This window comes from Massilia timonae (genome assembly GCF_001866515.1).
GTDB lineage: Bacteria > Pseudomonadota > Gammaproteobacteria > Burkholderiales > Burkholderiaceae_D > Telluria > Telluria timonae.
This window is the reverse complement of sequence record NZ_JRYB01000001.1, coordinates 5,431,032-5,457,555: the sequence shown is the minus strand read 5'-3', so window position 1 is coordinate 5,457,555 and position 26,524 is coordinate 5,431,032. Positions and strand designations below refer to the sequence as shown.

At 67.6% G+C, this 26,524-nt stretch carries 25 protein-coding genes; 11 read left to right on the top strand and 14 right to left on the bottom strand.

Translation table 11 applies throughout. From position 1 onward, the window contains the following. Positions 1–47 precede the first annotated feature (47 nt). The gene (locus tag LO55_RS23220; protein ID WP_071363277.1) at positions 48–1,007 is read left to right on the top strand and encodes a Ppx/GppA phosphatase family protein; all 960 of its coding nucleotides are present in this window, start codon (positions 48–50) and stop codon (positions 1,005–1,007) included. Here the strand turns inward: LO55_RS23220 and LO55_RS23215 are convergent. Then, positions 981–2,075 (bottom strand): AI-2E family transporter, encoded by a 1,095-nt coding sequence (locus tag LO55_RS23215; RefSeq protein WP_005669658.1) that lies wholly within the window; start codon positions 2,073–2,075, stop codon positions 981–983. The genes LO55_RS23220 and LO55_RS23215 overlap by 27 nt on opposite strands. A 277-nt stretch (positions 2,076–2,352) precedes the next feature. Between LO55_RS23215 and LO55_RS23210 the strand changes: the two genes are divergently transcribed. Beyond that, complete coding sequence (locus LO55_RS23210; RefSeq protein WP_071363276.1) at positions 2,353–2,868, top strand: hypothetical protein; 516 nt, start codon at positions 2,353–2,355, stop codon at positions 2,866–2,868. Between the two features lie 3 nt (positions 2,869–2,871). On the opposite strand, the gene LO55_RS23205 is transcribed toward LO55_RS23210, so the two are convergent. The 7 genes from LO55_RS23205 to LO55_RS23175 all read right to left on the bottom strand — a co-directional run bounded on the left by LO55_RS23205 (position 2,872) and on the right by LO55_RS23175 (position 8,023). Then, positions 2,872–3,162: a hypothetical protein gene (locus tag LO55_RS23205; RefSeq protein ID WP_005669661.1), complete on the bottom strand. Its 291-nt coding sequence runs from the start codon at positions 3,160–3,162 to the stop codon at positions 2,872–2,874. A gap of 176 nt (positions 3,163–3,338) precedes the next feature. Continuing rightward, on the bottom strand, positions 3,339–3,995 hold the full coding sequence (locus LO55_RS23200) for an ABC transporter ATP-binding protein (RefSeq protein ID WP_005669663.1): 657 nt from the start codon (positions 3,993–3,995) through the stop codon (positions 3,339–3,341). A gap of 26 nt (positions 3,996–4,021) precedes the next feature. Continuing rightward, a complete protein-coding gene (phnE, locus tag LO55_RS23195; RefSeq protein ID WP_071363275.1) occupies positions 4,022–4,816 on the bottom strand; it encodes a phosphonate ABC transporter, permease protein PhnE in 795 nt (264 codons plus the stop codon). Beyond that, positions 4,813–5,643: a PhnE/PtxC family ABC transporter permease gene (locus LO55_RS23190; RefSeq protein WP_071363274.1), complete on the bottom strand. Its 831-nt coding sequence runs from the start codon at positions 5,641–5,643 to the stop codon at positions 4,813–4,815. Before LO55_RS23190 ends, phnE begins: the two co-directional genes overlap by 4 nt. After that, a complete protein-coding gene (locus LO55_RS23185; RefSeq protein ID WP_071363273.1) occupies positions 5,643–6,458 on the bottom strand; it encodes a phosphonate ABC transporter ATP-binding protein in 816 nt (271 codons plus the stop codon). The genes LO55_RS23190 and LO55_RS23185 overlap by 1 nt, the downstream gene beginning before the upstream one ends. A 19-nt stretch (positions 6,459–6,477) precedes the next feature. Further along, positions 6,478–7,356 carry a putative selenate ABC transporter substrate-binding protein gene (locus LO55_RS23180; RefSeq protein WP_071363272.1) on the bottom strand — a complete coding sequence of 293 codons (879 nt, stop codon included), beginning with the start codon at positions 7,354–7,356 and terminating at the stop codon, positions 6,478–6,480. 52 nt (positions 7,357–7,408) lie between these two features. Continuing rightward, the gene (locus LO55_RS23175) at positions 7,409–8,023 is read right to left on the bottom strand and encodes a class I SAM-dependent methyltransferase (protein ID WP_071363271.1); all 615 of its coding nucleotides are present in this window, start codon (positions 8,021–8,023) and stop codon (positions 7,409–7,411) included. Between the two features lie 162 nt (positions 8,024–8,185). Here LO55_RS23175 and egtD point away from each other — a divergent pair, with 162 nt between their 5' ends. The 3 genes from egtD to LO55_RS23160 are packed head-to-tail and all read left to right on the top strand — an operon-like array spanning position 8,186 to position 11,321. Further along, positions 8,186–9,154: an L-histidine N(alpha)-methyltransferase gene (egtD, locus tag LO55_RS23170; protein ID WP_229410219.1), complete on the top strand. Its 969-nt coding sequence runs from the start codon at positions 8,186–8,188 to the stop codon at positions 9,152–9,154. Then, the gene (gene egtB / locus LO55_RS23165) at positions 9,151–10,377 is read left to right on the top strand and encodes an ergothioneine biosynthesis protein EgtB (protein ID WP_071363270.1); all 1,227 of its coding nucleotides are present in this window, start codon (positions 9,151–9,153) and stop codon (positions 10,375–10,377) included. Before egtD ends, egtB begins: the two co-directional genes overlap by 4 nt. After that, a complete protein-coding gene (locus LO55_RS23160) occupies positions 10,374–11,321 on the top strand; it encodes a YihY/virulence factor BrkB family protein (protein ID WP_071363269.1) in 948 nt (315 codons plus the stop codon). The genes egtB and LO55_RS23160 overlap by 4 nt, the downstream gene beginning before the upstream one ends. Before the next feature lie 36 nt (positions 11,322–11,357). On the opposite strand, the gene LO55_RS23155 is transcribed toward LO55_RS23160, so the two are convergent. After that, positions 11,358–12,323, bottom strand: a complete 966-nt coding sequence (locus LO55_RS23155; RefSeq protein ID WP_071363268.1) for a TerC family protein — start codon at positions 12,321–12,323, stop codon at positions 11,358–11,360. 151 nt (positions 12,324–12,474) lie between these two features. Here LO55_RS23155 and nhaR point away from each other — a divergent pair, with 151 nt between their 5' ends. Together nhaR and LO55_RS23145 are read left to right on the top strand one after the other, a co-directional pair. Then, a complete protein-coding gene (gene nhaR / locus LO55_RS23150) occupies positions 12,475–13,401 on the top strand; it encodes a transcriptional activator NhaR (RefSeq protein WP_071363267.1) in 927 nt (308 codons plus the stop codon). Between the two features lie 101 nt (positions 13,402–13,502). Beyond that, on the top strand, positions 13,503–14,153 hold the full coding sequence (locus LO55_RS23145) for a glycoside hydrolase domain-containing protein (RefSeq protein WP_071363266.1): 651 nt from the start codon (positions 13,503–13,505) through the stop codon (positions 14,151–14,153). On the opposite strand, the gene selD is transcribed toward LO55_RS23145, so the two are convergent. From selD to LO55_RS23130, 3 genes are all read right to left on the bottom strand, one after another. Further along, the gene (gene selD, locus LO55_RS23140; protein ID WP_071363265.1) at positions 14,137–15,192 is read right to left on the bottom strand and encodes a selenide, water dikinase SelD; all 1,056 of its coding nucleotides are present in this window, start codon (positions 15,190–15,192) and stop codon (positions 14,137–14,139) included. The genes LO55_RS23145 and selD overlap by 17 nt on opposite strands. Positions 15,193–15,339: 147 nt before the next feature. Next, positions 15,340–16,932 carry a DEAD/DEAH box helicase gene (locus tag LO55_RS23135; protein ID WP_071363264.1) on the bottom strand — a complete coding sequence of 531 codons (1,593 nt, stop codon included), beginning with the start codon at positions 16,930–16,932 and terminating at the stop codon, positions 15,340–15,342. 358 nt (positions 16,933–17,290) lie between these two features. Next, positions 17,291–18,616 carry a transglycosylase SLT domain-containing protein gene (locus LO55_RS23130; RefSeq protein WP_071363263.1) on the bottom strand — a complete coding sequence of 442 codons (1,326 nt, stop codon included), beginning with the start codon at positions 18,614–18,616 and terminating at the stop codon, positions 17,291–17,293. Between the two features lie 323 nt (positions 18,617–18,939). Here LO55_RS23130 and LO55_RS23125 point away from each other — a divergent pair, with 323 nt between their 5' ends. Continuing rightward, positions 18,940–19,506, top strand: coding sequence for a DUF1415 domain-containing protein (locus tag LO55_RS23125; RefSeq protein WP_071363262.1), 567 nt, complete (start codon positions 18,940–18,942; stop codon positions 19,504–19,506). Further along, positions 19,490–19,708, top strand: coding sequence for a DUF1289 domain-containing protein (locus LO55_RS23120; RefSeq protein ID WP_071363261.1), 219 nt, complete (start codon positions 19,490–19,492; stop codon positions 19,706–19,708). Before LO55_RS23125 ends, LO55_RS23120 begins: the two co-directional genes overlap by 17 nt. Positions 19,709–19,717: 9 nt before the next feature. Here the strand turns inward: LO55_RS23120 and LO55_RS23115 are convergent, their stop codons facing one another. After that, positions 19,718–20,227: a DUF1993 domain-containing protein gene (locus tag LO55_RS23115; protein ID WP_071363260.1), complete on the bottom strand. Its 510-nt coding sequence runs from the start codon at positions 20,225–20,227 to the stop codon at positions 19,718–19,720. A 163-nt stretch (positions 20,228–20,390) separates the two neighbouring features. On the opposite strand from LO55_RS23115, the gene LO55_RS23110 reads away from it, so the two are divergent. Together LO55_RS23110 and LO55_RS23105 are read left to right on the top strand one after the other, a co-directional pair. Continuing rightward, entirely contained in the window at positions 20,391–23,252 is a 2,862-nt protein-coding gene (locus tag LO55_RS23110; protein ID WP_071363259.1) for a bifunctional diguanylate cyclase/phosphodiesterase, read from the top strand. A 4-nt stretch (positions 23,253–23,256) separates the two neighbouring features. Next, entirely contained in the window at positions 23,257–25,521 is a 2,265-nt protein-coding gene (locus tag LO55_RS23105; RefSeq protein ID WP_071363258.1) for a xanthine dehydrogenase family protein molybdopterin-binding subunit, read from the top strand. Here LO55_RS23105 and LO55_RS23100 read toward each other — a convergent pair. Continuing rightward, the gene (locus LO55_RS23100; protein WP_083415525.1) at positions 25,472–26,425 is read right to left on the bottom strand and encodes a LysR family transcriptional regulator; all 954 of its coding nucleotides are present in this window, start codon (positions 26,423–26,425) and stop codon (positions 25,472–25,474) included. The genes LO55_RS23105 and LO55_RS23100 overlap by 50 nt on opposite strands. Positions 26,426–26,524: the final 99 nt, after the last annotated feature.

Here is a 26,524-nt window from a genome sequence, read left to right as displayed (position 1 = left end):
CATGTCACGCGCGAGGCTTATGCTGCGGCCTGTTCAAAGGACGCGCCATGCAAGCCTCAACGATCGAATCACCCATCTACGCCGCCGTCGAGCTGGGCTCGGACAGCTTCCGCCTGCATGTCGGGCATGTGGAGGACGGCGCGCTGCGCCTGGTCGCCACCATGGCCGAGCCGGTCCGGCTGGCCGCGACGCTCGACGAGGACGGCATGCTCTGCACGTCCGCCATGCGCCGCGCACTGGCATGCCTGGAGGGTTTTCGCGGCGTGCTCGACGCCTGGCATCCGCAGGCGGTGCGCGTGGTGGCGACCTCGGCCCTGCGCATGGCGCGCAATGCGGCTTTGTTCCTGCCTGCGGCCGGCAAGGCGCTGGGCCGGCCGGTCGAGCTGATCGCCGGCGACGAGGTCGGCCGCCTGGTGTACCTGGGCGTGGCGACCACGCTCGGGGGGCAGGACGCTGCGCGCCTGGTGGTCGATGTCGGCAGTGGCGCGACCGAGCTGGTGCTGGGCCAGGGCGCCGCCATCCGGCGCATCGAAACCTTCGCCATCGGCGCCGTGCGCCAGAGCCTGACCTTCTTTGCCGACGGCCGGCTCGACAGCGCCGCCTTCGACGCCGCGGTGCGTTCGAGCTGCAGCCGCTTCGCCGAGGCCAGGCTGGGCGCCCAGCGCTGGGAGCGGGCCTATGGCGCCTGCGGCGCCGTGCGCGCGCTGGCCGAGATCGCCCAATCGAGGGGCGAGCCGCAAGGCATGCTGTCCCGGTCCGGCCTCGAGCGCCTGCGCGCCGATTTCATCGAACTTGGCCACGTGGCGCGGGTGCGCCTGGCCTATGCGCCGGCCGAACGCGTCTCGCACTTGCCGGGCGGGCTGGCGATCCTGATCGGATTGATGGAAGAACTCGACATCGCCGAGCTGGTCGCGGTGCAGGCCGGCCTGCGCGTGGGCGCGCTGTGGGACCTGCACCTGCGCGCCGCGGCGATGAATTCGCTAACCCACCCGCTCGGCGTCGCCTGACCCGGCTGCAGCCGGGGGCGCGGGTGGCGCCACCAGGTGCGCCGTGCCCGGCGGCTCGTCGCGCAGCCAGCCGAACAGGATCGCCATCATCAGCGGGCCGACGAACAGGCCGATCACGCCCAGGGTCGAGACGCCGCCCAGGAGGCCGAACAGCACCGCCAGGAAGGGCAGGTTGACGCGCTGCCCGATCAGTTTCGGGCGGATGAATTTATCGACCAGGAACAGCTCGACCGCGCCCCAGGTGAACAGGCCCAGCGCCTCGGCCGAATGGCCCTGGCCGAACAGCAGCAGCGAGACCATCGTGAACGACAGCGGCGCGCCGCCCGGGATCAGGGCCAGGTAGCCGGTAATCACGCCCAGCAGCACCGGGGCCGGGGCGCCCGCCACCCAGTAGGCCACGCCCAGCACGATACCTTCCAGGATCGCGATCGAACCCAGTCCCAGCGCGGTGCCGCGCACCGACAGCGGCAGCACGCGCCGCAGCTTGGTGTACTGGTCGGGCAACAGGCGCGCGCCGGCGCGGTCGATGTAGTGCATGACGCTGGAGCCGTGCACGTACAGCACGAACAGCGTGAGCAGGGTGAGGAACAGGTACAGGGCGTTGGCCAGGATCGTGGAACCCCAGACGCGCGCGGTATCGGTCAGGTGCGGCATGAAGTCGCCCACCGTGGTGCGCACCAGGGCGTTCAGCCCGCCTGGCACGGCGAGGTGCTCGAGCCACCACTTGACGGCGGGTTCGGCCACCAGCGGCAGGTTGGCCAGCCAGCTCGGCACCGGCACCCCGGTCTGGTTGAAGCTGATGAGCATGCGCTGCAGGCTGGCCAGCTCGTAGGTGAGGGTGTGGAACAGCAGCACCGACGGCCCGACGAAGCTGACCACCAGGAGCAGCAGCATGAAGCTGGCGCTGGCCAGCGGCGCCCAGCCGCGTCGCAGCAGGCGCTGGTGCAACGGCCAGGTGATCACCGCCAGCAGGCCGGCCCAGGCGATCGAGCCGAGAAAATGTTGCAACAAGAAGGCCAGGGCGATGGCGAACAGCACCGGCAGGATCAAATGAGCTTTGTTGCGCATACTGGCCCGGGTTGAATCACGTTTTCCTCAAAAAATTTCTACGTCGCGCGGAGTTTACAGCAGAGTTGTCCGCTCGAAAGAATAATACAGGATGCATTCCCATAAAAGCGGAGTTTACAGAATGAATACTTCTGAAAAATAGAAGGCCGCTCCTGTGGAGACCGTATTGTGACACCGATCGGCGCCGGCGGCAGCAAGCGCGCGGTATGTACGGCATCCTGCGGGAAGCGGCTAAATCGTTTATACTATTTGCCCTTTCAACGATGGAGCAGCACCCATGCCACGCAAGCCGGCCGCCGCGCCCGAACCAGCGGCAGCGCGCGCGCAGCGCCCCAGGGCGAAGAGCGCCAGTCCAACAACGGCGGCCAAGACCAGCGCCAAGACCGCGGCCAAGCCCGTGGTCAAGCCTGCCGCCAAGCCTGCCGCCAAGGCCGCAACGGCAAAGGGCGGGCTCAGGACGGCGGTCAAGTCGGCCGCCAGGGCGCTCGCGAACCCGCCGGCCAGGAGGCCGGCCGCCAAGGCGCCCGTGCCGGCGCCCAAGTTGGCGCTGCGCGCGCCGGTCCAGGATGCGCGTCCGGTGCTGGTGCGCGACAGCTTCACCATGCCCGAGCGCGAATACGCGGTGCTGCTCGAAGTCAAGCAGGCCTGCTTGCGGGCAGGCATCGACGTCAAGAAGAGCGAACTGCTGCGCATTGGTGTGGCCCTGCTGGGGCAGCTCGACGTGGCCACCCTGCAGAGCGTGCTGGGCGCGCTGCCACAGCTCAAGACCGGGCGTCCGCCGGCCCAGGACTGAGCGCTAGTGGATCGCCGACGCGCTCGTCAATTCCTTGAGTTCGCGGATCGGGATGTTCGACTTCTCGTGCATGCGCAGCAGGATGGTTGCGCCGACGTTGAGTTTGCGGTGGCGGATCTTGCTGATGATCGGCGGCTGCACTTCGAGCACGCGGCACAGCTCCGCGTCGTTCTTCAGCTGCAGGCGCTCGATCAGGGTGTCGAGCAATTTGTTGGGCACGAAACTCGAGGGCTCGAGCGCCCGCGCTCGATGCATGGCCTCGAGCATTTCCTGTTTTTTCTGTCGTACGCTCATGTCGATTCTCCAATATGAAAACATGATTCAAGACAGATCGACCGTTCTGGAAAAATAGCCTCGCCTGTTGTATTCGCTTTATCGCGGCGGGTCGTTGTGATATTACTACGATTATGTTGCGCACGATTCGCGAAATTTAACTAAAAATGGCGCAATTGTGCGTTTCTTCCAGGAACTTATGCTAATTTCAGGCCGGAATGGGTGAGCAGCAAGACCTTGTCGGCCATGGCGGCCGCGGCGTGGGAGTGGGTGACCATGATGGCGCCGGCGCCGTGGGCGCGGGTCTCATGGCGCAAGAGCTGGAGGATCACGTCGGCCGTTTCCGGGTCAAGATTGCCGGTCGGCTCGTCCGCCAGCAGCAGGGCCGGGCGGTGCACCAGGGCGCGCGCGATCGCCACCCGCTGCAGTTCGCCGCCCGACAGCTGGCGCGGGAAATCGTCGCCCCGTCCTCCTAGCCCGACGGCTTCCAGCATCGCGGTGACGCGTTCCTCCGCGCGCGCGCCGGACTCCTTGTTGAGCAGCAGCGGCAGCGCCACGTTCTGGCGCAGGGTCAGGTGCGGCAGCACGTGGAAAGCCTGGAAGATGAAGCCCATGCGGGTGCGCCGCAGGCGGGTGGCGGCGTCGTCGTCGAGGCTGGACATCGGCGCGCCGTCCACGATCACCTGGCCGGCGTCCGGCGCGTCGAGGCCGGCGATGAGGTTGAGCAGGGTGGACTTGCCGACGCCCGATTCGCCCATGATCGCCACGAACTCGCCAGCCTGGAACACATGCGACAGCTGGGCGAGCACCGTGCGGCCGCCGTAGGATTTGGTGAGCTGGTCGAGTTCGAGCATGTGGACGATATGGATCTAGCGAGGGTCTAGCGGGTGAGGGCACGCCGGAGCAGGTAGCTGGCCGCATCGACCAGGGCCACCAGCACCAGCATCGCGATCACCACGGTGGCCGCGCTGGGCATCTGGAACAGCGACAGGTGGTACTTGAGCATCTGGCCCAGGCCGCCGGCCCCGACCACGCCCAGCACCGCCGCCGCGCGAATATTGTTCTCCCAGCGGTACAGCGTGTACGACAGCATCTGCGGCAGCGCCTGGGGCAGCGTAGCGTACAGGAAGGCCGCCAGCGGGCGCGCGCCGTTGGTGCGCAGGGTCTGCTCGGCATGCGGCTCGACGTTTTCCAGGGCGTCGGCGAACAGCCGTCCCAGCACCCCGGCCGTGTGCGCAGCCAGCGCCAGGGTGCCGGCCATCGGCCCCAGGCCGGCCAGCACCAGCAGCACCGCGGCCCACACCAGTTCGGGAATCGAGCGCAGCACATTGAGCACCAGGCGCGTCACGAGCCGCGCCGCGCGGCCCAGGCGTCCGGCGCCGGCCAGCGCCAGCGGCAGGCCGACGGCGGCGGCGAGCAGGGTGCCGATGGCCGACATGGCCAGCGTCTCCCACAACGCGCCCAGGGTCTTGAGCAGGAAGGGCGTGCCGGTCTCGGGTGGCGCGAAGCCGGCCAGGAATTCGCGGGCTGAATCGATCGCCTCGGCGGTGAAGAAGGCGCTCCATTGCAGCGGCAGCGAGGCGAAGCTGGCCACGACCAGGGCCAGCAGGCCAAGCAGGATCAGCCAGGTCGTGAGGTCGCGTGGCGGCGCTGGAGGCAAGGTCGATTGCTTCATCCCAGCCTCCGGCGCAGCATCTTCGACACCAGGTCGGCCGCCGCCACCAGCAGCACGAACACGATCAGCATGGTGGCGACTTCGGCGCCGGCCATCATCTTGGTCGATTCGTCCAGGCGCTGGCCCAGGCCGCCGGCGCCGACGAAGCCCATCACCGCCGAGCCGCGGATCGCGCACTCCCAGCGGTACACGGTATACGACACAAGTTCGGCGCTCGAATCGGGCAGGGCGCCATACAAGAGCGCCGGCAGGCGCGCACTGCCATTTGCGAGCAGGGCGTCGGTGGCATGGGCGTCGCTCGACTCGAGGATCTCGGCATACACCTTGGCCAGCATGCCGCTGTACGACAGGGCGATCGCCAGCACGCCGGCGGTCGGCCCCAGGCCGACGATGCGCACGAACAGCAGCGCCCACACGAGTTCGGGCACCGAGCGCAACACCATCAGGATCCAGCGCAGGCCCTGGCGCACCAGCGCCGCGAACGGATGCACGCGGCCGGTGCCCAGGCGCGAGATCGACAGCCGCTCGGTGATGACGAAGGTGGCGGGAACCGCCACCAGCAAGGCCAGCGTGAGGCCGGCGGTGGCGATCGCCACCGTCTGCCAGGTCTCGCGCAGCACCATCGCCAGGAATTCCGGCTCGACGGCGGGGACGAGGAAATCGGACAGGAACATCCCGGCCGCGCGCAGGCTTTGCGCGTCGAACAGCAGCCAGGGCTTGAATTCGGCGCCGGCCAGCAGCGGGTACAGCAGGACGACGAAGATCGCGGCCCAGGTGACGCGCGTGCGCCACGCGGGATCGCGGTGAAGAACTGCACTGTCGTTCATCAGAAGCAGGCGCCGACGGCGATCTGGCCAGGTGTGTCGTGGACGGCGGCGGGCGCCGGCTCGACCTGCTCGTTGGCATACAGCTCGGCGATCATGGCGTCGCTGACGTCTTCGCGCGCCGCGTCGAACACGATGCGGCCGTCGCGCAGGCCGACCAGGCGCGCGAACTGCTCGCGCGCCAGGTCGACCTGGTGCAGGCTGCACACCAGGGTGGCGTTGCGCGCCTGCGCTTCCTGGCGCAGCGTGGCCAGGGTGTGGCGCGCCAGCGCCGGGTCGAGCGCGGAGATCGGCTCGTCGACCAGCAGCGCTTCGGCGTTCGAGAGCAGCAGGCGCGCCAGGCCGCAGCGCTGGCGTTCGCCGCCCGACAGGCGGTCGACCCGCGCATACAGCTTGTCGCCCAGCGAAAAACGCGCCAGCGCGGCATGCGCGGCGTCGGGATCCTGCGGACGCACCAGCGAGGCCAGGGCCTGCCACAGCGACCAGTGCGGCAGGCGCGCGGCCAGCACCGCCGCCACCACGCGCTGGCGCGGCGGCAGGGGCGGCGCCTGCGGCGCCAGGAACAGGCGCGAGCGCAGGTGGTGGCGCTCGGCCCCGTTCAGCCGCCAGGGATCCTGGCCGAAGATCTCCAGGGCGCCCTCGGCCGGCCGGTGGGCGCAGGCGAGGGTGGACAGCAGGGTGGTCTTGCCGGCCCCGGAAGGGCCGATCAGGGCGACCTGCTCGCCGGCGCGGATCGTGAGGTCGAGCGCGTGCAGGGCCGGCGCGCGGCTGCCGGCCAGGTGGCGCACGGTCAGGCCGCGCAGGCGGTAGGTCGCCATGGTGAATCGCTTTCCCGGATTACTTCAGCAGGCCCGCATTGCGTGCGGCGGCTTCGATCGCGCCATAGTTGGCGGTCCTGGTCGGCACGAATTTCGTCGCGCGCTGCAGGTCGAGGATCTGCTTGCCTTCGGCGGTCGAGCCGTCCAGCGCCAGGAAGGCATCAAGGATTTTTTTCTTGAGCGCCGGGTCCATGTCGGTGCGCACGGTCCAGTTGTAGTCGAAGTAGCCCGGGGTGGTGTAGAACACGCGCACCTGCTTCGGATCGACCTTCTTGCTCTCGACCAGCTTTTCCCAGACCGAGATGTTCAGCGCGCCGGCATCGACCTTGCCGCCGGCCACGGCCGCCACGGTCGCGTCATGCGCGCCCGAGAAGGCGATGCGCTTCAGGTCGGTGTCCGGGTTGATCTTGGCTTGCAACAGGAAGGAACGCGGCATCAGGTGGCCCGAGGTCGACGATTCCGAACCGAAGGCCAGGGTCTTGCCCTTCAGGTCTTCCAGCTTGGTGATGCCAGGCACGGTGGTGATGAAGACCGAGCGGAATTTCTCGTCTTCCTCGCGCTGCACCAGCGGGGTCACCTGGCCCTTGCTGCGCACATTGGCTTGCACGAAGGTGAAGCCGCCGAACCAGACCATGTCGATCTTGCGGTTGATCAGGCCTTCGACCGAGGCGGCGTAATCGGTCACCGGGGTGAACTCGACCTTCAGGCCGGTGGCCTTGGCCAGGTATTCGCCCAGCGGCTTGAACTTGCGCTGCAGTTCGGTCGGCGCTTCGTCGGGGATGGCCGAGACGCGCAGCACGCCATTGCTCTGGGCGCTTGCGGCGCCTGCGATCAGCATCGTGCCGGCAACAGCTGCGCACAGGGTTTTCAGGACGTGACGGCGAAGGGACATGGTCATGGTGTTGTTTATTGATGGTTAATCGGGATGGAATACGAATTATAAAGGCCGATCATTCCACCCGGCAAAAACAATAGACGAATTGCTGGGTCGTGCCGAACGGCGTCCGGTGCAGTTCGGTGCGGCTTTCGACCAGGCGGAAGGCCGGGCCGAACTCGTCGTGCAAGCCTTCGGCGTCATAGCGCACGATGTCCAGGCCGCTGCATTTGGTGGGTCCCTCGGGGCCGAAGGTGGCGACGATCACGCTGCCGCCCGGGCGCATGGCGCGCGCCACCTGGCGCACGTAGGCCGCCCTGTGCGCGGGTTCGAGCAGGAAGTGGAACACGGCGCGGTCGTGCCAGACGTCGTAGCGCCGTTCCGGCAGCTCGGCCTTCGTGATGTCTCCCACCAGCCACTGGGCCCGGGCGGCCTGGGCGCCCAGGCGCGCGCGGGCGACGCGGATCGCCTCGGCCGAGATGTCCAGCACCGACACGTCGGTGTAGCCGCGCGCCAGCAGGTCGTCGACCAGCGTGGCTTCGCCGCCGCCGACGTCGATGATGGCGGCCGAGGGCGCGCCGGCGCTGCGCTCGATCAGGGCGAGCGAGGTGTCCAGGTGCGGGGCGTACCAGCTCACCGCATCCGGCGCCTTGGTGCGGTAGACGGTCTCCCAATGAAGTCGCTGATCCATATTTCAACTTAGAAATGTCGCAGGGCAAACCCTGCACGCTTGAATTGTCGCGCGCACAGCGAATCGGGGGAATCCGCTATGATGGTAAAAACAGCAACGATAGAAGACATCCTCATATGCCATCTCGCATGGTGCGGCGTGGCGGCACGAATGATAAACCTTATGCTGACAACCTGCACATCCGACGAGCGCCAGGCCGCCATTGCCAACGCCCACGACGCGCAAGAGCTGCACGCCGGCCTGCGCGCCGATGATGCCTGCATCTCGCCCAAATTCCTGTACGACGCGCTCGGCTCCAAGCTGTTCGAGGCCATCTGCGAACTGCCCGAATATTACCCGACCCGCACCGAGGCCGAGATCTTCGAGCGCCACGGCGCCGAGATCGCGCGCGTCGCCGGCCTTGGGACCACCCTGATCGACCTCGGCGCCGGCAACTGCGCCAAGGCGGCCAAGCTGTTTCCGCTCCTGCAGCCGGCGCAATACGTGGCGGTCGACATCTCCAGCGAATTCACGCATGACGCCCTGGCGCGCCTGCGCCAGCGGTTCCCGCAGATCGCGATGGAAGCGCTGGGCATGGATTTCTCGAACCGTTTCGAATTGCCCGACCTGGTGCGGGCCGAGCGCCGCCTGTTCTTCTATCCCGGCTCGTCGCTCGGCAATTTCACGCCCGAGGATGCGCAGGCCTTCCTGGCGCGCCTGCGCGCGCAGTGCGGGCCCGACGGCGGCATCCTGATCGGCATCGACCTGGCCAAGGATAAAGCCACGCTCGACGCCGCCTACGACGACGCGCTCGGCGTGACCGCCGCCTTCAACCTGAACATCCTGCGCCATGTGAACCGGCTGGTCGACGCCGACTTCGACATCCGCCAGTGGCGCCACCACGGTTTCTACAACACCGCGCGCGGACGCATCGAGATGCACCTCGAGGCGCGCACGCCGCAAGAGGTGCATTGGCGCGGCGGCGCGCGCCGCTTCGAGGCGGGCGACTGCATCCACACCGAGAACAGCTATAAATACCAGCAGGCCGACGCCATCAAGCTGCTGGAGCGTTCGGGCTTCGAGGCGACCCGCGTCTGGACCGATCCCCAGCGCTGGTTCGCGGTAATCCACGCACAGGCCATCTCCCCATGAACATGCTGCGCGACGAGGGCCTGCCGCGCACCTTCGCCCGGGTGCGCGGCCGTTCGCTGCACCTTGCGGACAGGCTGTCCGACGAGGATTGCTGCGCGCAGTCGATGCCCGACGCCAGCCCGATCAAATGGCACCTGGCGCACACCACCTGGTTCTTCGAGACCTTCATCCTCGAACCGCGCGAGCCGGGCTTCGCCCCGTTCCACCCGGCGTTCCGGGTCATTTTCAACTCCTATTACAACGGCGTCGGCGACAAGCATCCGCGCCCGCAGCGCGGCCTGCTCACGCGGCCGTCGCTGGGCGAAGTGAAAGCCTACCGCCACGACGTCGACCGCCGCATGGACACCTTGCTGGCGCGCGGCATCGACGACGCGCTGGCGGCGCTGGTGGAACTAGGCCTGCAGCACGAGCAGCAGCACCAGGAGCTGATGCTCACCGACGTCAAGCACCTGCTGGCGCAAAATCCCCTGTATCCGGCCTATGCGGCCGATCCGCTGGCGGCATCCGAGCCGGCGCCGCGGCTCGACTGGCTGGCTTTCGAAGGCGGCCTGGCCGAGATCGGCCACAAGGGCACGGGCTTTTGCTTCGACAACGAGCTGCCGCGCCATCGCACCTATGTGGCGCCGTTCGCGCTGGCCTCGCGCCTCGTCACCAACGGCGAATACCGCGCCTTCATCGAGGCCGGCGGCTACCGCGACCCGAGCCTGTGGCTGGCGGAAGGGTGGGACCGCGTCTGCTCGGGCGAGATCACGCGGCCCTTGTACTGGATCGAGCACGAGGATGGCTGGCACGAGTTCACCCTGCACGGCGTGCAGCCGCTCGACCCCGAGCGTCCCGTCACCCACGTCTCGCTGTACGAGGCCGACGCCTATGCGCGCTGGTGCGGCGCACGCTTGCCTACCGAGGCGGAATGGGAATTCGCGGCGCGCCAGTCGAGCCTGGGCGGAGTGCCCGTGCATCATCCGGCGGCGGCCAGCGGCGCCGGCCTGCAGCAGATGTTCGGCGCCTGCTGGCAGTGGACGGGCAGCAGCTATGCGCCGTATCCCGGCTATGCGCCGGCGCCGGGCGCCATCGGCGAATACAACGGCAAGTTCATGGTCAACCAGTACGTGCTGCGCGGCTCGTCCTGCGCCACGCCCGAGGGCCATGCGCGCGCCAGCTACCGCAACTTCTTCCCGTCCGGCGCACGCTGGCAGTTCACCGGCATCCGGCTGGCGAGATGAGCCGCCGGCGTGACTGGCGCGCGCGCCTGAAGGACCAGCGCGCCAATATCTACATCCTGTCGCATCCCCTCAGGTTCACCCTGCAGGTGCTGCGGGGCTTTCGCGCCAACCAGGGCCTGCTGCTGGCCGGCGCCGTCGCCTATTACGCGCTGCTGTCGATCGTGCCCTTCCTGATGCTGGTGGTGGTGGCGCTGTCGCATTTCATCGACCCGGTGGAGCTGCTCGACACCTTGCGCCGCTATCTCGAGCTGCTGGTGCCGGGCCAGTCGCGTCCGATCGTGACCGAGGTCGCCAACTTCCTGCAGGACCGCCAGCTGCTGACCTGGGTGCTGGCGCTCACCATGCTGTTTTTCAGCTCGCTCGCGTTTACCGTGCTGGAAAATGCGATGAGCGTGATCTTCGTGCACCGGGTCGCGGTGCGGCGGCGCCATTTTCTGGTCTCGGCCGTGCTGCCTTATTGCTATATCCTGGCGCTGGGCATCGGCATCATGGTGGTAACGCTGGTCGCCGGCGCGCTGCAGGTGATGGGGTCCGAGAGCGTCTGGCTGTTCAACTACAAGTGGTCGCTGGGCGGGGTGTCGGGAATATTGCTGTACCTGCTGGGACTGGCGGGCGAGATCCTGGTGCTGACCTCGATCTACCTGGTGATGCCGGTGGGCCGGCTGTCGATCTGGCATGCCTTCATCGGCGGCGCGACGGCGGCGCTGCTGTGGGAAATCGCGCGCCACGTGCTGGTCTGGTATTTCTCGACGCTGTCGCAGGTGAACCTGGTGTATGGCTCGATGACGACCGCGATCGTGGTGATGTTCTCGCTGGAGATCGCCGCCACCTTGCTGCTGCTGGGAGCCCAGGTGATCGCCGAATACGAGCGGGTGGGGCAGGCCGGCGGCGGGGAGCCGCCGGCGCAGCCGACTTGCGATATTCCGCCGCTGGCGCGTGGTTGACATCGTCGACCTCGCGCTAGCGGCGTTCCTTGCTTCTTACTTCGCTTCGTCCTTCGGCTTGATCATCAGGCTGGCGATGCAGCTACCAGCGATCAAGACTGCGACGACGGTCAGCGAAGCCTGCACCGGCACGTGGTACCACGGCATGATCAGCATCTTGACGCCGATGAAGGTCAGGACCATCGCCAGGCCATACTTGAGCAGGTGGAAGCGGTCAGCCACGTCGACCAGCAGGAAGTACAGCGCACGCAGGCCCAGGATCGCGAACATGTTCGACGTGAACACGATGAACGGGTCGGTCGTGATCGCGAAGATCGCCGGGATCGAGTCCACCGCGAAGATCAGGTCGGTCACCTCGATCAGGATCAGCACCAGGAACAGCGGCGTCACGTAACGCAGGCCGTCCTTGCGCACGAAGAACTTCTCGCCATGGTCGCCTTCGGCCACGCGCAGGTGCTTGCGCGCCAGCTTCAGGATCGGGTTATTGGCCACGTCGGGTTCTTCGTCGACCGCCACCAGCATGCGGATACCGGTGAACAGCAGGAAGGCGCCGAACAGGTACAGCACCCAGGAAAATTCGCTCACGACCCAGGCGCCGGCGCTGATCATGATGGCGCGCATGATGATCGCACCCAGCACGCCATAGATCAGGACGCGGCGCTGGTATTGCTGCGGCACCTGGAAGGCGGTGAAGATCAGCAGGAACACGAACACGTTGTCGACCGACAGCGCTTTCTCGATCAGGTAGCCCGAGAAGAATTCGAGCGATTTCTGGCTCGCGATCTCGGGGCCGGCGGTGTCCTTCAGGTAGAAGTACAGGGCGGCATTGAAGATCAGCGCCAGGCTGACCCAGACCAGCGACCAGATGCCGGCTTCCTTGACGCTGACCTTGTGCGCCTTGTTGCCGCCGAAGACGAACAGGTCGAGCGCCAGCATGACGAGCACGAAGCCGACGAAGCCGGCCCACATCATGGGGCTTGCGATGGTTTCCAATCCGTTCATCGGTAACTCCTTGTACTTGCAGTGAGACGAGGGGGCATGACAGTCCTCCGGTTGATGATAAAAACCCCACTATAGAGCGCCCCGATACATCGCACAAATCGAATCTTATTTGATGTAACATCGGTTTTTTCGATGTTTACGAGAGCGCGCCATGTCGACACTCAACTACAAGCACCTGCGCTACTTCTGGATGGTGGCGAAGACCGGCAGCATCGCCAGGGCGGCCGAGCAGCTGCACCTGACCCCGCACTCGATCTCGGGCCAGCTGTCCGAATTCGCCGACAGCCTGGGCGTCGAGCTGTTTCGCCGGGTCGGGCGCAAGCTCGAACTGACCGACACCGGGCGCCGCATCGTGAGCTATGCCGAAGAGATTTTCAATACCGGCGACGAGCTGCTCGAGCTGGTGCGCGACCACGCCTTCGCCACCACCACCTACCGCGTCGGCTGCGCCGACTCGGTCTCCAAGCTGATCGCCTTCGACCTGGTGGAACCGGCGCTCAAGCTGAAAGAGCCCGTCAAGCTGATCTGCCGCGAAGGGCGCCTCGACAGCCTGATCGCCGACCTGGCGGTGCACCGGCTCGACCTGGTCATCGCCGACCGTCCGATCCCGGGCCACTTCAGCGTGCGCGCCTATAACCACTTGCTGGGCGAGAGCCCGATGACGGCCTTTTGCACCGAGGCCCTGGCGGCCAGCTTCGACCAGCCGTTCCCGGCCTGCCTGCACAATGCGCCGCTGCTGTTGCCGGGCGAGGATTTCGCGATCCACCAGCGCCTGTTGCGCTGGCTCGAGCGCTGCGACGTGCATCCGCGCGTGGTGGGGGAGTTCGACGACAGCGCGATGATCCAGGCCTTCGGCCGCTCGGGCGCCGGCGTGTTCTTCGCGCCGAGCGTGATCGCGGCCCAGGTCGCCAGCCAGTATGGACTGGTCGCGCTGGGCCAGGTCGAGTCGGTGGTCGAGCAGGTGTATGCGATCACGACCGAGCGCCGCATGAGCCATCCGGCCACGGTGGCGATCAGCAGGCTGGCGCGCGACAAGCTGTTTGCGCGTGGCGACGGTCGCAGCGATGGCGGAAGCTGAGCATGCCGTTGCGCTCAGTCAATCCGAGGTCACGCCCCGAATGGCACAGTAAGTTCTTGCCCAAAACCAATCGGACGCAAAAACTGTTCGGGAGATGCACCATGGGACTGCTGCGCGGCTGCGATTCGCCGTTTACCATCGCGGCCCACGCCGCGTCGCTGCGCCGGCGCGGCATCGACTTCGTGATGCGGCGCTACAGCCGCGATCCATCGACCAACCTCGACTCCGGCGAGGCGCAGCGGCTGTGCGGCGCCGGGCTGCGCATCGGCGCGCTATGGGAGGGACGCGGGGCGCGCGACCGGCTCACGCGCCAGCAGGGCTTGCGCGATGGCGCCGAGGCCCTGCACCTGGCCCGCGCGGCCGGACAGCCGCCCGGCAGCGCGATCTATTTCGCCCTGGGCGAGGACACGACGCCGGCCGACATCGATGGCGTCCTGAAGCACTATCTGGCCGGGGTGCGCAGCGCGCTGGGCGGCGCCGCGGGCTACCGCGTCGGGGTGCACGGCAGCCATGCCTGGTGCGCCGGACTGGTCGACCGCGGGCTGGGCGCATTGAGCTGGCTGGTCTCGATGCCGGCCGGTGGGGTGGCGCCGCGCCACAACCTGCTGCAATGGCCGTCCGCGCGCCTGGTGCTCGACGGCGCCGAGCTGCGCCTGTCGCCCGTGCTGGGGCAGCCGGGGAGGGACCCCGGCCTGTTCCAGCTGGCCGGGCCTGGCGCGGCCCTCAGCGCTGCGTTCAGGCGCGAACGCTGACGCCGGCGGCGCCGGCGTCGACGCGGCCGACCACCGCCGCGTCCGCGAACCCTTCGCGCGCGAACAGGGCCAGCACGTCGTCGACCGCGGCCGGATCGCAGGCCACCAGCAGCCCGCCCGAGGTTTGCGGATCGGTCAGCAGCGCGCGCTGGGCCGGACTCAAGGCCTCGTCGAGCCGCACGTCCTTGCCATAGGCCTCCCAGTTGCGGTTTGACGCGCCGGTGAAGAAGCCGTCGTGCGCCAGTTGCAGCACGCCGGGCAGCAGCGGGATCGCCGGCATATCCAATTGCGCATGCACCTGGGCGCCGCGCGCGATCTCGAGCAGGTGGCCCAAGAGGCCAAAGCCGGTGACGTCGGTCATGGCGTGCACGCCCGGCATGTCGGCCAGCAGGCGGCCCGGCTTGTTCAGCTTGGTGGTGTTGGCGATCATGGCCGCATAGCCTTCCTCGCCCAGCACGCCCTTCTTGAGCGCGGCCGACAGCACGCCCACGCCCAGGGGCTTGCCCAGCACCAGCACGTCGCCGGCGCGGGCGGCGCTGTTCTTCTTGACCTTCGAAGGGTGCACCAGGCCCATCACCACCAGGCCATAGATCGGCTCGACGGAATCGATCGTGTGGCCGCCGGCGATCGGGATGCCGGCTTCGCGGCAGATCGACGCGCCGCCTTCCAGGATCCGGCCGATGGTCTCGAGCGGCAGCTTGTTGATCGGCATGCCGACCAGCGCCAGCGCCATGATCGGGGTGCCGCCCATCGCGTACACGTCCGAGATCGCATTGGTGGCGGCGATGCGGCCGAAGTCGAACGGGTCGTCGACGATCGGCATGAAGAAATCGGTGGTGGCGACCAGCGCCTGCTCGTCGTTGAGCTGGTAGACCGCGGCGTCGTCCGAGGTCTCGATCCCGACCATCAGCTCCTTCGGCAGCGGGAAGCCGCCGGACGACTTGAGGATCTCGGCCAGCACGCCGGGCGCGATCTTGCAGCCGCAGCCGCCGCCGTGCGAGAACGAGGTGAGTTTGATGGGTTGGTCGGTGGTGCTCATGGGATGTCCGGTTGTCGTTGATCGTGGAATTATCGCGCAAGTCGGACGCCGGCGCTTGGCCGGGCATCCGCCATAAAAAAAACGGCTGCCGAAGCAGCCGTTTTTCACTGACGCCAAGTCAGGATCCCCGCCTGCGCGGGGACATGCTTATTCGCCGAACGAACGGCGTGCGCCGTCCATCGAGCGCGGGTGGGCGCCCTTGTAGCCGCCTTCGCGGCGCTGGCCCTGGCCTTCGCGCGGGCCGCCGAAGCGGTTGCCGTCGCGTGGCGCACGGTCGGCGGCCGGACGGTCGCCTTGTGGGCGCGGGGCGTAACCCTCGCGCGGGCCACGATCGGCGTAACGGCTCTCGCCGGCTGGGCGGTCGCCGTGCGGACGCGCCGCATAGCCTTCGCGTGGCGCGCGATCGGCGTAGCCGCGCTCGTAGCCACCCTCACGCGGACCCGACGGCTTGCCGAAGCCGCGCTGGGCCGGCTTGCCGTTGCGGCCGTCGCCCGGCTTCCAGCCCGGACGCGCGGCCGAACGCGGCGCCGCCGCGCGCTTCGGTTCGAAGCCTTCGATCACGTTGACCGGGATCGGCTGGCGCGTGAAGCGCTCGATGCGGCGGATGTTCATGTTCTCGGCGTGGTTGACCAGCGAGATCGCGGTGCCGTTGCGGCCGGCGCGGCCGGTGCGGCCGATGCGGTGCACGTAGTCCTCGGGGAACTTCGGCAGGTCGTAGTTCACCACGTGGGTAATGTTCGGCACGTCGATGCCGCGCGCGGCGACGTCGGTTGCGACCAGCACCTTGACGCTGCCGCGGCGCAGGCTGTCCAGCGTGCGGTTGCGGGCGCCCTGGTGCATGTCGCCATGCAGCGCGGCGGCGGCGAAGCCGGCGATGTTCAGGCGGTCGGCGATCATGTCGGCGTCGCGCTTGGTGGCGGTGAACACCACGGCCTGGTCCAGCGTCTCGTCGCGCAGCAGATGGTCGAGCAGGCGGTTCTTGTGCGACAGGTCGTCGACAAAGTGCACGCGCTGCACGATGTTCTCGTGGCGGTTGGTGGCGCTGGCGATCTGGATCGTCAGCGGGTCGCTGGTGATGCGGCGCGCCATATTGCCCACGACGCCGTCCAGGGTCGCCGAGAACAGCATGGTCTGGCGGGTCGACGGCGTGGCGGCGACGATCTTCTCGATGTCGTCGATGAAGCCCATGTCGAGCATGCGGTCGGCTTCGTCCAGCACCAGGATCTCGAGCTGCGAGAAGTCGATCTTGCCCGATTCCATGTGGTCGATCAGGCGGCCCGGCGTCGCCACCAGGATTTCAGGATTCTTGGCCAGCAGTTGCATCTGCTTCGGGTAGGGCATGCCGCCCAGGATCGAGACGCAGCGCACGCGGCGCATATGGGCCGTGTACTTGTCGGTGTTGCTGGTCACTTGCAGGGCCAGCTCGCGGGTCGGGGTCAGGACCAGCATCTTCGGCTGGGCCGGCTTGAAACGGACGCGTTCGCCGCGTGCGCGGGCAGCCTGCGCTTCTTGCGCAGGCGTCTTGCCGGCAGGAGCAGGCTCGGCGTTCGCCAGGTGGTGCAGGGCCGGCAGCATGAAGGCCGCGGTCTTGCCCGAACCGGTTTGCGACGAGACCAGCAGGTCACGGCGGGCGATGGCCGCGGGGATGGCTTGCGCCTGGACCGGGGTCGGGGTGGTATAGCCGGTGTCGGCCACTGCCTGGACGATGGACGCGTGCAGGCCTAGTGCTTCAAAACTCATGTGTTCTTTACTTTCGGAATAAATCATGCACGTTCGCACATGTGGCGCGAACGTAAAAATGCAACGCGAACCGACAAACGAAATGACTCAGTAATGAAAGAAATTTCGGCACAAAAGCTTTGCGCCGGGACGGTGTCTGGAAACGACACGCAAGGCGGGAGGCTTTGGAAAGGCGCTCTGATCGAGCTGCCTGGGGTTTGCGTAGCTGCTTGTTGTACTGCTGACGCTGCTGTCACCGGCTCATGAGGTTCATGATGCGGGCGCGATGTCGCAGCGCACAAACGGAACTATACAGGTTTTTCCGGTTCTTTGCACGACACCGCATTAAACCGTGCAGTTAATGCTGCACGGCAATATATCAGCGCTGCTTGCGCTTGGACGAGGTATTGCGGGCGATGCGCTTGCCGCTCTTGCTGGTGCCCACCTTGGCCTTGAAGCGCGAGGCATTGCGCTTGGCCTTGCTGCGGTCGCTCTCGAAGGCCAGCACGGCGTTCTCGATGATGTTCTCGGCGATGTCGCCCTGGTTCGAGGCCGAGGTCTTCGGCACCAGGATCGTCGAGCCGGCCTTCAGGCGCATCTGCGGCGGGATGTTGTTGGCCTGGCGGATGACCTCGGGCGTGGTGCCGAATTTCGAGGCCAGTTGGGAAATCGTCACGCGGGCGCTGGTGATCTTGTGCGTGGTCCAGGTGGACAGGGCATGGCCCCATTGCGCCAGGTTCATGTGGAACTTCTCGGCGTTTTCCTTCGGCAGCAGGATCTTGGTACGCTCGCCGCCGATGATGACCGGCTTCTTGAATTGCGGATTGAGCGCCTTGAATTCGTCGAGCGACATTTCGGCCAGCTGGGCCGCGATGGCCAGGTCGATGTCGCTGGTCTTGTCGACCGTGGTGAAATAGGGCTGGTTGTCGATCGCCGGCAGGGTGACGCCATACTGGGAAGGATTGGCCACCACGTTCTTGACCGCCTGCAGTTTCGGCACGTAGTTGCGGGTCTCGGCCGGCATCAGCTCGGCCAGGCTGTCGAAGTCGGTCGGTTTGCCCAGCTCCTGGTTTTTCTTGATGGCGCGCTGAACATTGCCTTCGCCCCAGTTATATGCCGCAAGGGCCAGCGGCCAGTCGCCGAACATCGTGTACAGGCGTTGCAAGTAGGACAGGGCGGCGTCGGTCGAGGCGATCACGCCGCGCCGCTCGTCCTTGAACATGTTCTGGCGCAGGTCGAAGTCCTTGCCGGTGCCCGGCACGAACTGCCACAGGCCGGCGGCGTTGGCGCTCGACATGGCTTGCGGATTGAAGGCCGATTCGATCACCGGCAGCAGCGCCAGCTCGGTCGGCATGCCGCGCTTTTCGAGTTCCGACACCACGTGGTACAGGTAGGGCGAGGCGCGCCCGGAAATGCGGGACAGGTTGCCCGGGTGGGCCGCGTAGGCCTGGGTGTGGCGCGTCACCAGGGCATTGTTCAGGTCGGGAATCGCATAGCCGCTGCGGATGCGGCCCCAGACATCGGTCTCACGGTAGTCGTCGGCGTCCAGCTTCATCGGCGACAGCGCCGGACGTTCGATGCTGGGCGCGGCGTAGGCGCCTGAAGCCGGAGCCGCGTCCATCGCCTGACTCAGCGGCGCCGCTGCCAGGAGGGCCAGCGCAGCCAGGGTGAAGATGGAGCGTTTCGTGTCGTGCATGGGCTTCATGAGGCGTTTCCAGTGTTGCGTCCAGGAACGAGCGGACAGGACAAGAGGGCAGTGTACGTATCAATTGTCGAGTCAGTCAAGAATTAAGTCGCTGTCGTTACAATTCAGGCCGAAGGAAAAATGTCATCCGTTGGCATCATGAAAACGGAAGATGCCGCACATATCATGGATATTGTCGAGCAGGACGCTTTTTGCCCGACCCACCTCGAATAACGGTCGCGTCTGGCAAACCTTAGCGCCGTGGCGGGGTCGAACTATGAGTGGGCGCAAAGAGTGCGTACAATCCAGGCTTTGCTGTTCGCCTTGCTTTCGAAAGTTTCACCATGAGCACCCCCAATCTGAACGCCGACGATGATGCCATCGTCGTCGCCACCCGCAAGTGGCTGGAGCGCGCCGTCATCGGCCTCAATCTCTGTCCCTTCGCCAAGTCGGTCTATGTCAAGGAGCAGGTGCGCTACGTCGTCTCGAACGCCACCACGCCCGAGCAATTGCTCGAAACCCTGATGGACGAGTTGCAGCGCCTGTCCGACACCAGCCCGGAGCAGGTCGATACGACCTTGCTGATCCATCCTTTCGTGCTGACCGATTTCGAGGACTACAACGAATTCCTCGACGTGGCCGATGTCGCGGTCGAGGACATGCAGCTCGACGGCGAGCTGCAGGTGGCGTCCTTCCACCCGGACTACCAGTTCGCGGACACCGACGCCAACGATATCGCCAACTACACCAACCGCGCCCCGTATCCGATCCTGCACCTGCTGCGCGAGGACAGCATCGCGCGCGCGGTCGACGCCTTCCCGGAAGCGGAAGCGATCTTCGAGAAGAACATCGCCACCATGGAAAAGCTCGGCCATGAAGGCTGGGACAAGCTCGATGTCGGCCCGGCCTGAAGACGGCGCCCCCGCGGCGCCCTTGCCCGAACGTCCCGACACCCCGTGCGTGGCGGTGTGCTCGACCACCTTCGACGAGGTGTGCCGCGGCTGCGGCCGCACGGTCGCCGAAGTCGCCAACTGGGTGTCGATGGACGCCGCCGCGAAGGAAGTCGTGTGGCAGCGCATCCTGGCGCAGGGTTATCCGCGCCGGAACAGTTAAGCGCGGGGCTCAATAGGCCCCGATGAAATCCTTCTTGCCGATCGGGACGCCGTTGTGGCGCAGGATCGCGTACGCCGTCGTCACGTGGAAGAAGAACTGCGGCAGCGCGAAGTGCGTCAGGTAGCGCGCGCCGTCGTCGAAATGGCGCGCCCGCTCGCCGCTGCCATGGGTGATAGGACGGGTGGCGCCGGCTTCCACATCCGCCGCTTTCAGGCTGTCGATGAAGCCCAGCGTCTTGCTGATGCGCTGCTGCAGCTCGGCGAAGGTGTGCTCGCCATCCTCGTAGCGCGGCGGCTCGACCCCGGCCAGGCGCGCGCTCGCGCCCTTGGCGAAGTCGGTGGCGATCTGGACCTGCCTGGCCAGCGGGAACATGTCGGGATAGAGGCGCGCCTGCAGCAGGGCGTCCGGCTCGATGCGGCGCTCCTGGGCGTGGGCCTCGGCTTTTTCAAGCACTGCGGCGAGGCTGCCCAGCAGCTGACGGAATACCGGCACCGAGGCGCCGTACAGGGAATGGCTCATCTGGTTCTCCTATTCTGGTTAGTCCAATAGCATCGCGATCATAGCAAGTCTTGTCGCGCGCCGTTGACGCACCCGACCGCATAATTAGTGACTCCCGGCAAGCAACTGTGCATAATCTGGCCATCCTTTATGCATCGGGCTTAGCAGGCCCAGTCCCGCATCCATGTCGAGTCCCGCCGCCCGCACCCCGTCCCGCCTGCGTTCGCTGTATGGCCGTTCGTTGTACGGTGCGCTGCTGCTGGTGGTGTTCGCCGGCCTGCTGGCCCCCGCCGTGGTCGGCAGCTACCTGCTGGTCGGCCTGCAGCAGCGCGCGGGCGCCAGCCCGAACGACACGCTGCAGGGCAATTACGCGCTGGTGCTGGCGCTGCAGCTGGCCGTGTCGCTGCTGCTGATCGCGCTGCTGCTGCGGCGGCGCCTGCTGTCGCCGCTGCGCAAGCTGATGGGCTTTTCGGACCGCCTGGCGCGCGGCGACTTCGAGACGCCGTTGGCGCTGTCGGCCCACGACGAGCTGGGGCAGCTGGGCGAGCAGATGGAGCGCATGCGCCTGGCGATCCGCGACCTGTTCGCCGACGTCGCGCGCCGCGAGGAACAGTTCCGCACCATCGTGACCCAGGTCCCGGGCGCCGTCTACCGCGTGCGCGCGGGCGGGGCGATCGAATTCGTCAGCGACGAGATCGAGAAGATCACCGGCTACCCGTCGGCGCGCTTCATGTGCGCCACGACCGAAGACTGGGCGGACATCGTCCATCCGGAAGACCGGCGCGTCTACCACCGCGCCGTCCGCGACGCGGCCCTGTCGGGAAACGCCTACGAGATGGAGTACCGGATCATCGACGCCTACGGCATCGAGCGCTGGGTGCAGGAGCGCGGCCAGCCGCAGGCCGCCTGGGATCCGGCGCTGCATGGGCCGGACGGCGTGCGGATGGACGGCATCATCTCGGACATCAGCGAGCGCCGCCACGACGAGATGCGCATCGAGGCCTTGCTGGCCGAGCAGGGCGCGATCCTGGACAACGTCATGTTCGGCGTGCTGTTCGTGCGCCAGCGCCGCATCGTCTCCAGCAACCGCCGCTGCGAGGAGCTGTTCGGCTACGGCGAAGGCGACATGGTGGGGCAGTCGACCGCGATCCTGTATCCGAACCACGACGACTACGCACGCATCGGCGTCGAACAGTATCCGCTGCTCGAGAAAGGCATGGACCTGGGCGAGGAGCGCCAGCTGCGCCACCGCGACGGCAGCCTGTTCTGGTGCCTGATGAGCGGCTGCGCGCTGGAGCCGAACCGCGCCGACGAGGGCAGCATCTGGGTGTTCGCCGACATCACCGAACGCAAGCTGGCCGAGGAAAAGCTGCGCCTGTCGGCCAACGTCCTGGAGCACATCGCCGACGGCGTGATGGTGCTCGACGTGCATGGCCGGATCGTGGCCACCAATCCCGCCTTCACCCGCATCACCGGTTATGCCGAGCACGAGGCATTGGGGCGTTCGTCGAGCCTGTCGTCCCACGACGCGGCGGGCAGCCGCAACGATCCCGCCCTGTACCAGGAACTGTGGCGCGAGCTCGGCGCATCCGGCTTCTGGCGCGGCGAGATCTGGGACACGCGCAAGGGCGGCGACGCCTACCTGGAAGCGCTCACGGTGTCGGCGGTGCGCGACGACGACGGCGCCACCACCCACTATGTGTGCGTGTTCAGCGACATCACGCGCGCGCGCGAATCGCAGATCCAGCTCGACCACCTGGCCCACCACGATGCGCTGACCGCGCTGCCCAACCGCCTGCTGTACCACGACCGCTTGCGTCACGCGATGGCGCGCGCCGAACGCGACGGCGAGCAGCTGGCGGTGCTGTTCATCGACCTCGACCGCTTCAAGAACGTCAACGACACGCTCGGCCACCACGTGGGCGACGAGTTGCTCAAGCAGGCGGCGCAGTCTTTGTCGCGCTGCCTGCGCGAAGGCGACACCCTGGCGCGCCTGGGCGGCGACGAATTCATCGTGCTGCTGGAAGACGTCGACGGCGTGCGTGGCGCCACGCGGGTGGCCGACAAGCTGATGGCGATGTTCGAGCAGCCTTTCGAGGTCTCGGGCCACGAGCTGTTCGTCACCGGCAGCGTCGGCATCAGCCTGTATCCGCAGGACGGGCACGATATGCACATCCTGATCCGCAATGCCGACGTCGCGATGTACCAGGCCAAGGCGCGCGGCCGCAACGGCTACCGCTTCTACGCCCCGGCGATGAGTGGCGACGGCGCGCTGCGCCTGCGCATGGAGGCGCTGCTGCGGCGCGCGATCGAGAAGCATGAGATCCATCTGGCCTACCAGCCGCAGGTCGAGATCGACAGCGGCCGCTTGGTCGGCGTCGAGGCCCTGCTGCGCTGGAACAGTCCCGAACTGGGGCAGGTGGCGCCAAGCCGCTTCATCCCGCTGGCCGAGGACACCGGCTTCATCGGCCAGCTGGGCCAGTGGGTGCTGCAGGAAGCCTGTCGCCAGATGGTGGCGTGGGAAGCGCAGGGCCTGGCGGTGCCGAAGATCGCCGTCAACCTGTCGGTGCGCCAGTTCGAGCGCGGCGGCATGGCCGCCGCCGTGGCCGCGGTGCTGGGCGACACCGGCCTGGCGCCGCAGCGCCTGCAGCTCGAGGTGACGGAATCGGCGATCATGAACACGGGCGACGCGCTGCAGTACGTGAACGACCTGCATGCGATCGGCGTCTGCCTCGCGATCGACGACTTCGGCACCGGCTACTCGTCGCTGGCCTACCTGAAGCAGTTGCCGGTGCAGACCCTCAAGATCGACCGCAGCTTCATCAAGGACATCCCGCAGGATCCGGACGACGAGGCGATCGCGATCGCCATCATCCAGCTCGGCAAGAGCATGAACCTGTCGGTGATCGCGGAAGGCGTCGAGCGCGAGGACCAGGCGGCTTTCCTGCTGCGCCACGGCTGCAGGCTCGCCCAGGGCTATTTGTATGGCAAGCCGCTCGGGAACGACGAGATCCTGGCGCGCTGGGGAGTGACGCAGGATGCATGAGAGGATGCGTAAGCCCACTCGCCGCAGCTTCCTGCTGGCCGGCCTGGCCGCCGGCGGCGCGCTGCTGATCGGCTGGGGCGCGCAGCCGCCGCGCCAGCGCCTGCATCCTGCGCGGCCGCTGGCGCTCGCCGGCGACGAGGTCGCGCTTAATGGCTGGGTCGCGCTCGCGCCCGACGGCACGGTGTCGGTGGTGGTGCCGCGCAGCGAGATGGGGCAGGGCGTGCACACGGCGCTGCCGATGCTGGTGGCCGAGGAACTCGACGTCGGCCTGGACGCGGTGCGCGTCATCCAGCCGCCGATCGACAAGATCTACGCCAACGTCACGGTGCTGCGCGAGAACCTGCCGTTCCACCCGGACGACGCCGGCCGCACGGCCCAGGGCGCCCAGTGGCTGATGGCCAAGGTCGGCCGCGAGCTGGGCATCATGTTCACCGGCGGTTCGAGCAGCGTGCGCGACGCCTGGCTGCCGATGCGCGAAGCGGGCGCGGTGGCGCGCGCGATGCTGGTGAAGGCGGCTGCGCAGGAGTGGGGCGCGCGTGTGGAGGATTGCCGCACCGAAGACGGCTTCGTGATCCACCTTGATGGCCGCAGCGCCGGCTATGGCGCGCTGGCCGCCCTGGCGGCGCAGGCCGGCGCGGGCCTCACCGCGCGGGACGTGCGCCTCAAGCCGCCGTCGGCGTTTCGCCTGATCGGCCGGCCGCAGCCGCGCCTGGACAGCCGCGCCAAGGCCGACGGCAGCGCGCGCTTCGGCATCGATGCGCGGCCGGCCGGGATGGTGTATGCGGCCCTGGCGATGGCGCCGACGATCGGCGCCACGGTCGCCGCCTTCGACGCCGACGCCGTGCGCCGGATGCCGGGCGTGCTGGCCGTGGTCGACGTCTCGTCCGCGCTCGCGGGGCGCACCGGCGCCGGGGCCGGCGTGGCGGTGGTAGCGTCCACCTGGTGGCAGGCGCGCCAGGCGGCCCAGGCCTTGCCCGTCACCTGGCAGCCGGGCGAGGGTGCGGCGCTGTCGAGCGCAGGGATCCTGGCAGGCCTGGCGCGCGCGCTCGATGAGGAGCGTGGCTATGTGTACCACGAGACCGGGGCGCAAGAGGTCGAGGGCACCGTGCGCACGCTGCGCGCCGAATACCGCGCGCCGTTCCTGGCGCATGCGGCGCTGGAACCGCTCAACTGCACCGCCCAGGTCGCGCGCGGCAAGGTGCGGCTGTGGGCCTCGACCCAGGTGCCGAGCATCGCGGTCGACTGCGCCGCGCGCGTGGCCGGGGTGGCGCGCGAGGACGTGGCGATCGAGGTCATGTTGCTGGGCGGCGGCTTCGGACGCCGGCTCGAGGTCGACATGGTGGCGCAGGCGGTGGCCATCGCCAAGGCGCTCGATGGCCAGCCGGTGCAGCTGATCTGGAGCCGCGAGCAGGACACGATGCACGACGTCTACCGGCCGGCGGCGCTGGCGCGCTTCACGGCGCAGCTGGACGAAGGCGGGAACATCCTGGCCTGGGACAACAAGTCGGCGAGCGGCGCCATCGGCCACCAGTACTTTGAACGCAGCCTGGGCCTGCCGGGCGTGGGGCCGGACAAGACCACCGCCGAGGGCGAGTACGACCATCAATATGCGATCCCGAACCAGCGCGTGGCGCACGTGACGGTCGACAGCGCCGTGCCGATCGGCTACTGGCGCTCGGTCGGGCACTCGCACAATGCCTTCTTCAAGGAGTCGTTCCTGGACGAGGTGGCGCACGCCGGCGGCCAGGATCCGGTGGCCTTGCGGCGCAAGCTCCTGGCGCGCCATCCGCGCGCGCTGGCGGTGCTGGACGCGGCGGTCGACGCCGCCGGCCAGCCGCCGCCAGGGCGGGCCCATGGCGTGGCGCTGCACCGCTCGTTCGGCAGCACGGTGGCCCAGGTGGCCGAGGTCTCGGTCGACGGTAGAGAGATCCGCGTGCACCGCGTGGTGTGCGCGATCGATTGCGGTCTGGTGGTCAATCCGAATATCGTGGCCCAGCAGGTCGAATCCAGCGTGGTGTTCGGCCTGTCGGCGGCGCTGGCCGGCGAGATCACGATCGAACAAGGCAAGGTGCGGCAGTCGAACTTTGGCGACTATCCGCTGCTGCGCATCGGCCAGGCGCCGCGGGTGGAGACCATCGTCATGCCGAGCAGCGCGCACCCCGAAGGCGTGGGCGAGCCGGCCGTGCCGCCGGTGGCGCCGGCGGTGGCGGCGGCGGTGTTCAGGCTGACCGGGCAGCGTCTGCGCAGCCTGCCGTTGACACTGAATTGAGCGCCTGGCAGTTGCCGGCGATGCAGGCCGCCAGTTCGTCCGGCGTCCCTTTCGGGAACGCTTCCCTGAGGTAGTCGAGGAAGGCCGACACCCTGGCGCCGAGCAGGCGCCGGGAGGGGTACAGCGCCCACAGGGCGACCTCCGGCGCATCCACGTCGCCCCAATGCACGAGGGCGCCGGCGGCCAGGTCGCGGCTGACCAGCGACAGCGGCAGGCGCCCGGCGCCGACCCCGGCGCGCACCGCATCGCGCACCATGATGAGCGACGACAGGGACAGGACGGGATCGATCGCGATGCTGCTCGTGCCGGCGCCGGTCTCGGTTCTCAGCTTCCAGGAAGCGTCGCCCACGCCGCGCACGACGGCCGGCGCCGCTTTTCCTTCGCTCGGGCGCGCCACGGAAGGGGCGGCCACGACCACCAGCCGGTCGCGCAGGAAGATGCGCCCGACGAGCCGTTCGTCCGGATCCGGATCGACCCGGATCGCCAGGTCATAGCCTTCCTCGACCATGTCGACGCTGCGGTCTTCGGCCGTGATCTCGAGCTTGACGGCGGGATGCCGCAGGGCGAAGCCGGCGGCCAGCCTGCCCATCGCGAGCTGCGAGAACAGCAGCGGCGCGCTGATGCGCAGGCGGCCGCGCGGGCGGTCGGCGCCCGAGGCGATCGCCTCGGCCGTCTCGTCGATCTCGGCCAGCAAGACGCGGGTGCGCTCGTGCAGCGCCAGCCCTTCCTGGGTCAGCTTCAGCGTACGCGCGCCCCGTTCGAGCAGGCGCAGGCCGAGGCTGGCCTCGAGTTCGGCCACCCGGCGCGACAGCGTCGCCTTCGGCCGGCCACTGGCGCGGGCGGCGCGGCCGAAGCCGCCATGGCGAGCGACGAGATTGAAATCGGCAAGCGCAAGCAGGTCCATGTGTTCCACCGGTGAGACAGAGTGTTCAAATATAACGGCTTTCGGGCCGCCTGTGGGATGCGTAGCATGTGAAGTGTCAGCCGACACAATCTCATCAAG

Coding starts and splice junctions, on each gene's coding strand:
- LO55_RS23220 (WP_071363277.1), top strand. CDS start 48: ATGCAAGCCTCAACGATCGAATCACCCATCTACGCCGCCGTCGAGCTG.
- LO55_RS23215 (WP_005669658.1), bottom strand. CDS start 2,075: ATGCGCAACAAAGCTCATTTGATCCTGCCGGTGCTGTTCGCCATCGCC.
- LO55_RS23210 (WP_071363276.1), top strand. CDS start 2,353: ATGCCACGCAAGCCGGCCGCCGCGCCCGAACCAGCGGCAGCGCGCGCG.
- LO55_RS23205 (WP_005669661.1), bottom strand. CDS start 3,162: ATGAGCGTACGACAGAAAAAACAGGAAATGCTCGAGGCCATGCATCGA.
- LO55_RS23200 (WP_005669663.1), bottom strand. CDS start 3,995: ATGCTCGAACTCGACCAGCTCACCAAATCCTACGGCGGCCGCACGGTG.
- phnE (WP_071363275.1), bottom strand. CDS start 4,816: ATGAAGCAATCGACCTTGCCTCCAGCGCCGCCACGCGACCTCACGACC.
- LO55_RS23190 (WP_071363274.1), bottom strand. CDS start 5,643: ATGAACGACAGTGCAGTTCTTCACCGCGATCCCGCGTGGCGCACGCGC.
- LO55_RS23185 (WP_071363273.1), bottom strand. CDS start 6,458: ATGGCGACCTACCGCCTGCGCGGCCTGACCGTGCGCCACCTGGCCGGC.
- LO55_RS23180 (WP_071363272.1), bottom strand. CDS start 7,356: ATGACCATGTCCCTTCGCCGTCACGTCCTGAAAACCCTGTGCGCAGCT.
- LO55_RS23175 (WP_071363271.1), bottom strand. CDS start 8,023: ATGGATCAGCGACTTCATTGGGAGACCGTCTACCGCACCAAGGCGCCG.
- egtD (WP_229410219.1), top strand. CDS start 8,186: ATGCTGACAACCTGCACATCCGACGAGCGCCAGGCCGCCATTGCCAAC.
- egtB (WP_071363270.1), top strand. CDS start 9,151: ATGAACATGCTGCGCGACGAGGGCCTGCCGCGCACCTTCGCCCGGGTG.
- LO55_RS23160 (WP_071363269.1), top strand. CDS start 10,374: ATGAGCCGCCGGCGTGACTGGCGCGCGCGCCTGAAGGACCAGCGCGCC.
- LO55_RS23155 (WP_071363268.1), bottom strand. CDS start 12,323: ATGAACGGATTGGAAACCATCGCAAGCCCCATGATGTGGGCCGGCTTC.
- nhaR (WP_071363267.1), top strand. CDS start 12,475: ATGTCGACACTCAACTACAAGCACCTGCGCTACTTCTGGATGGTGGCG.
- LO55_RS23145 (WP_071363266.1), top strand. CDS start 13,503: ATGGGACTGCTGCGCGGCTGCGATTCGCCGTTTACCATCGCGGCCCAC.
- selD (WP_071363265.1), bottom strand. CDS start 15,192: ATGAGCACCACCGACCAACCCATCAAACTCACCTCGTTCTCGCACGGC.
- LO55_RS23135 (WP_071363264.1), bottom strand. CDS start 16,932: ATGAGTTTTGAAGCACTAGGCCTGCACGCGTCCATCGTCCAGGCAGTG.
- LO55_RS23130 (WP_071363263.1), bottom strand. CDS start 18,616: ATGAAGCCCATGCACGACACGAAACGCTCCATCTTCACCCTGGCTGCG.
- LO55_RS23125 (WP_071363262.1), top strand. CDS start 18,940: ATGAGCACCCCCAATCTGAACGCCGACGATGATGCCATCGTCGTCGCC.
- LO55_RS23120 (WP_071363261.1), top strand. CDS start 19,490: ATGTCGGCCCGGCCTGAAGACGGCGCCCCCGCGGCGCCCTTGCCCGAA.
- LO55_RS23115 (WP_071363260.1), bottom strand. CDS start 20,227: ATGAGCCATTCCCTGTACGGCGCCTCGGTGCCGGTATTCCGTCAGCTG.
- LO55_RS23110 (WP_071363259.1), top strand. CDS start 20,391: ATGTCGAGTCCCGCCGCCCGCACCCCGTCCCGCCTGCGTTCGCTGTAT.
- LO55_RS23105 (WP_071363258.1), top strand. CDS start 23,257: ATGCGTAAGCCCACTCGCCGCAGCTTCCTGCTGGCCGGCCTGGCCGCC.
- LO55_RS23100 (WP_083415525.1), bottom strand. CDS start 26,425: ATGGACCTGCTTGCGCTTGCCGATTTCAATCTCGTCGCTCGCCATGGC.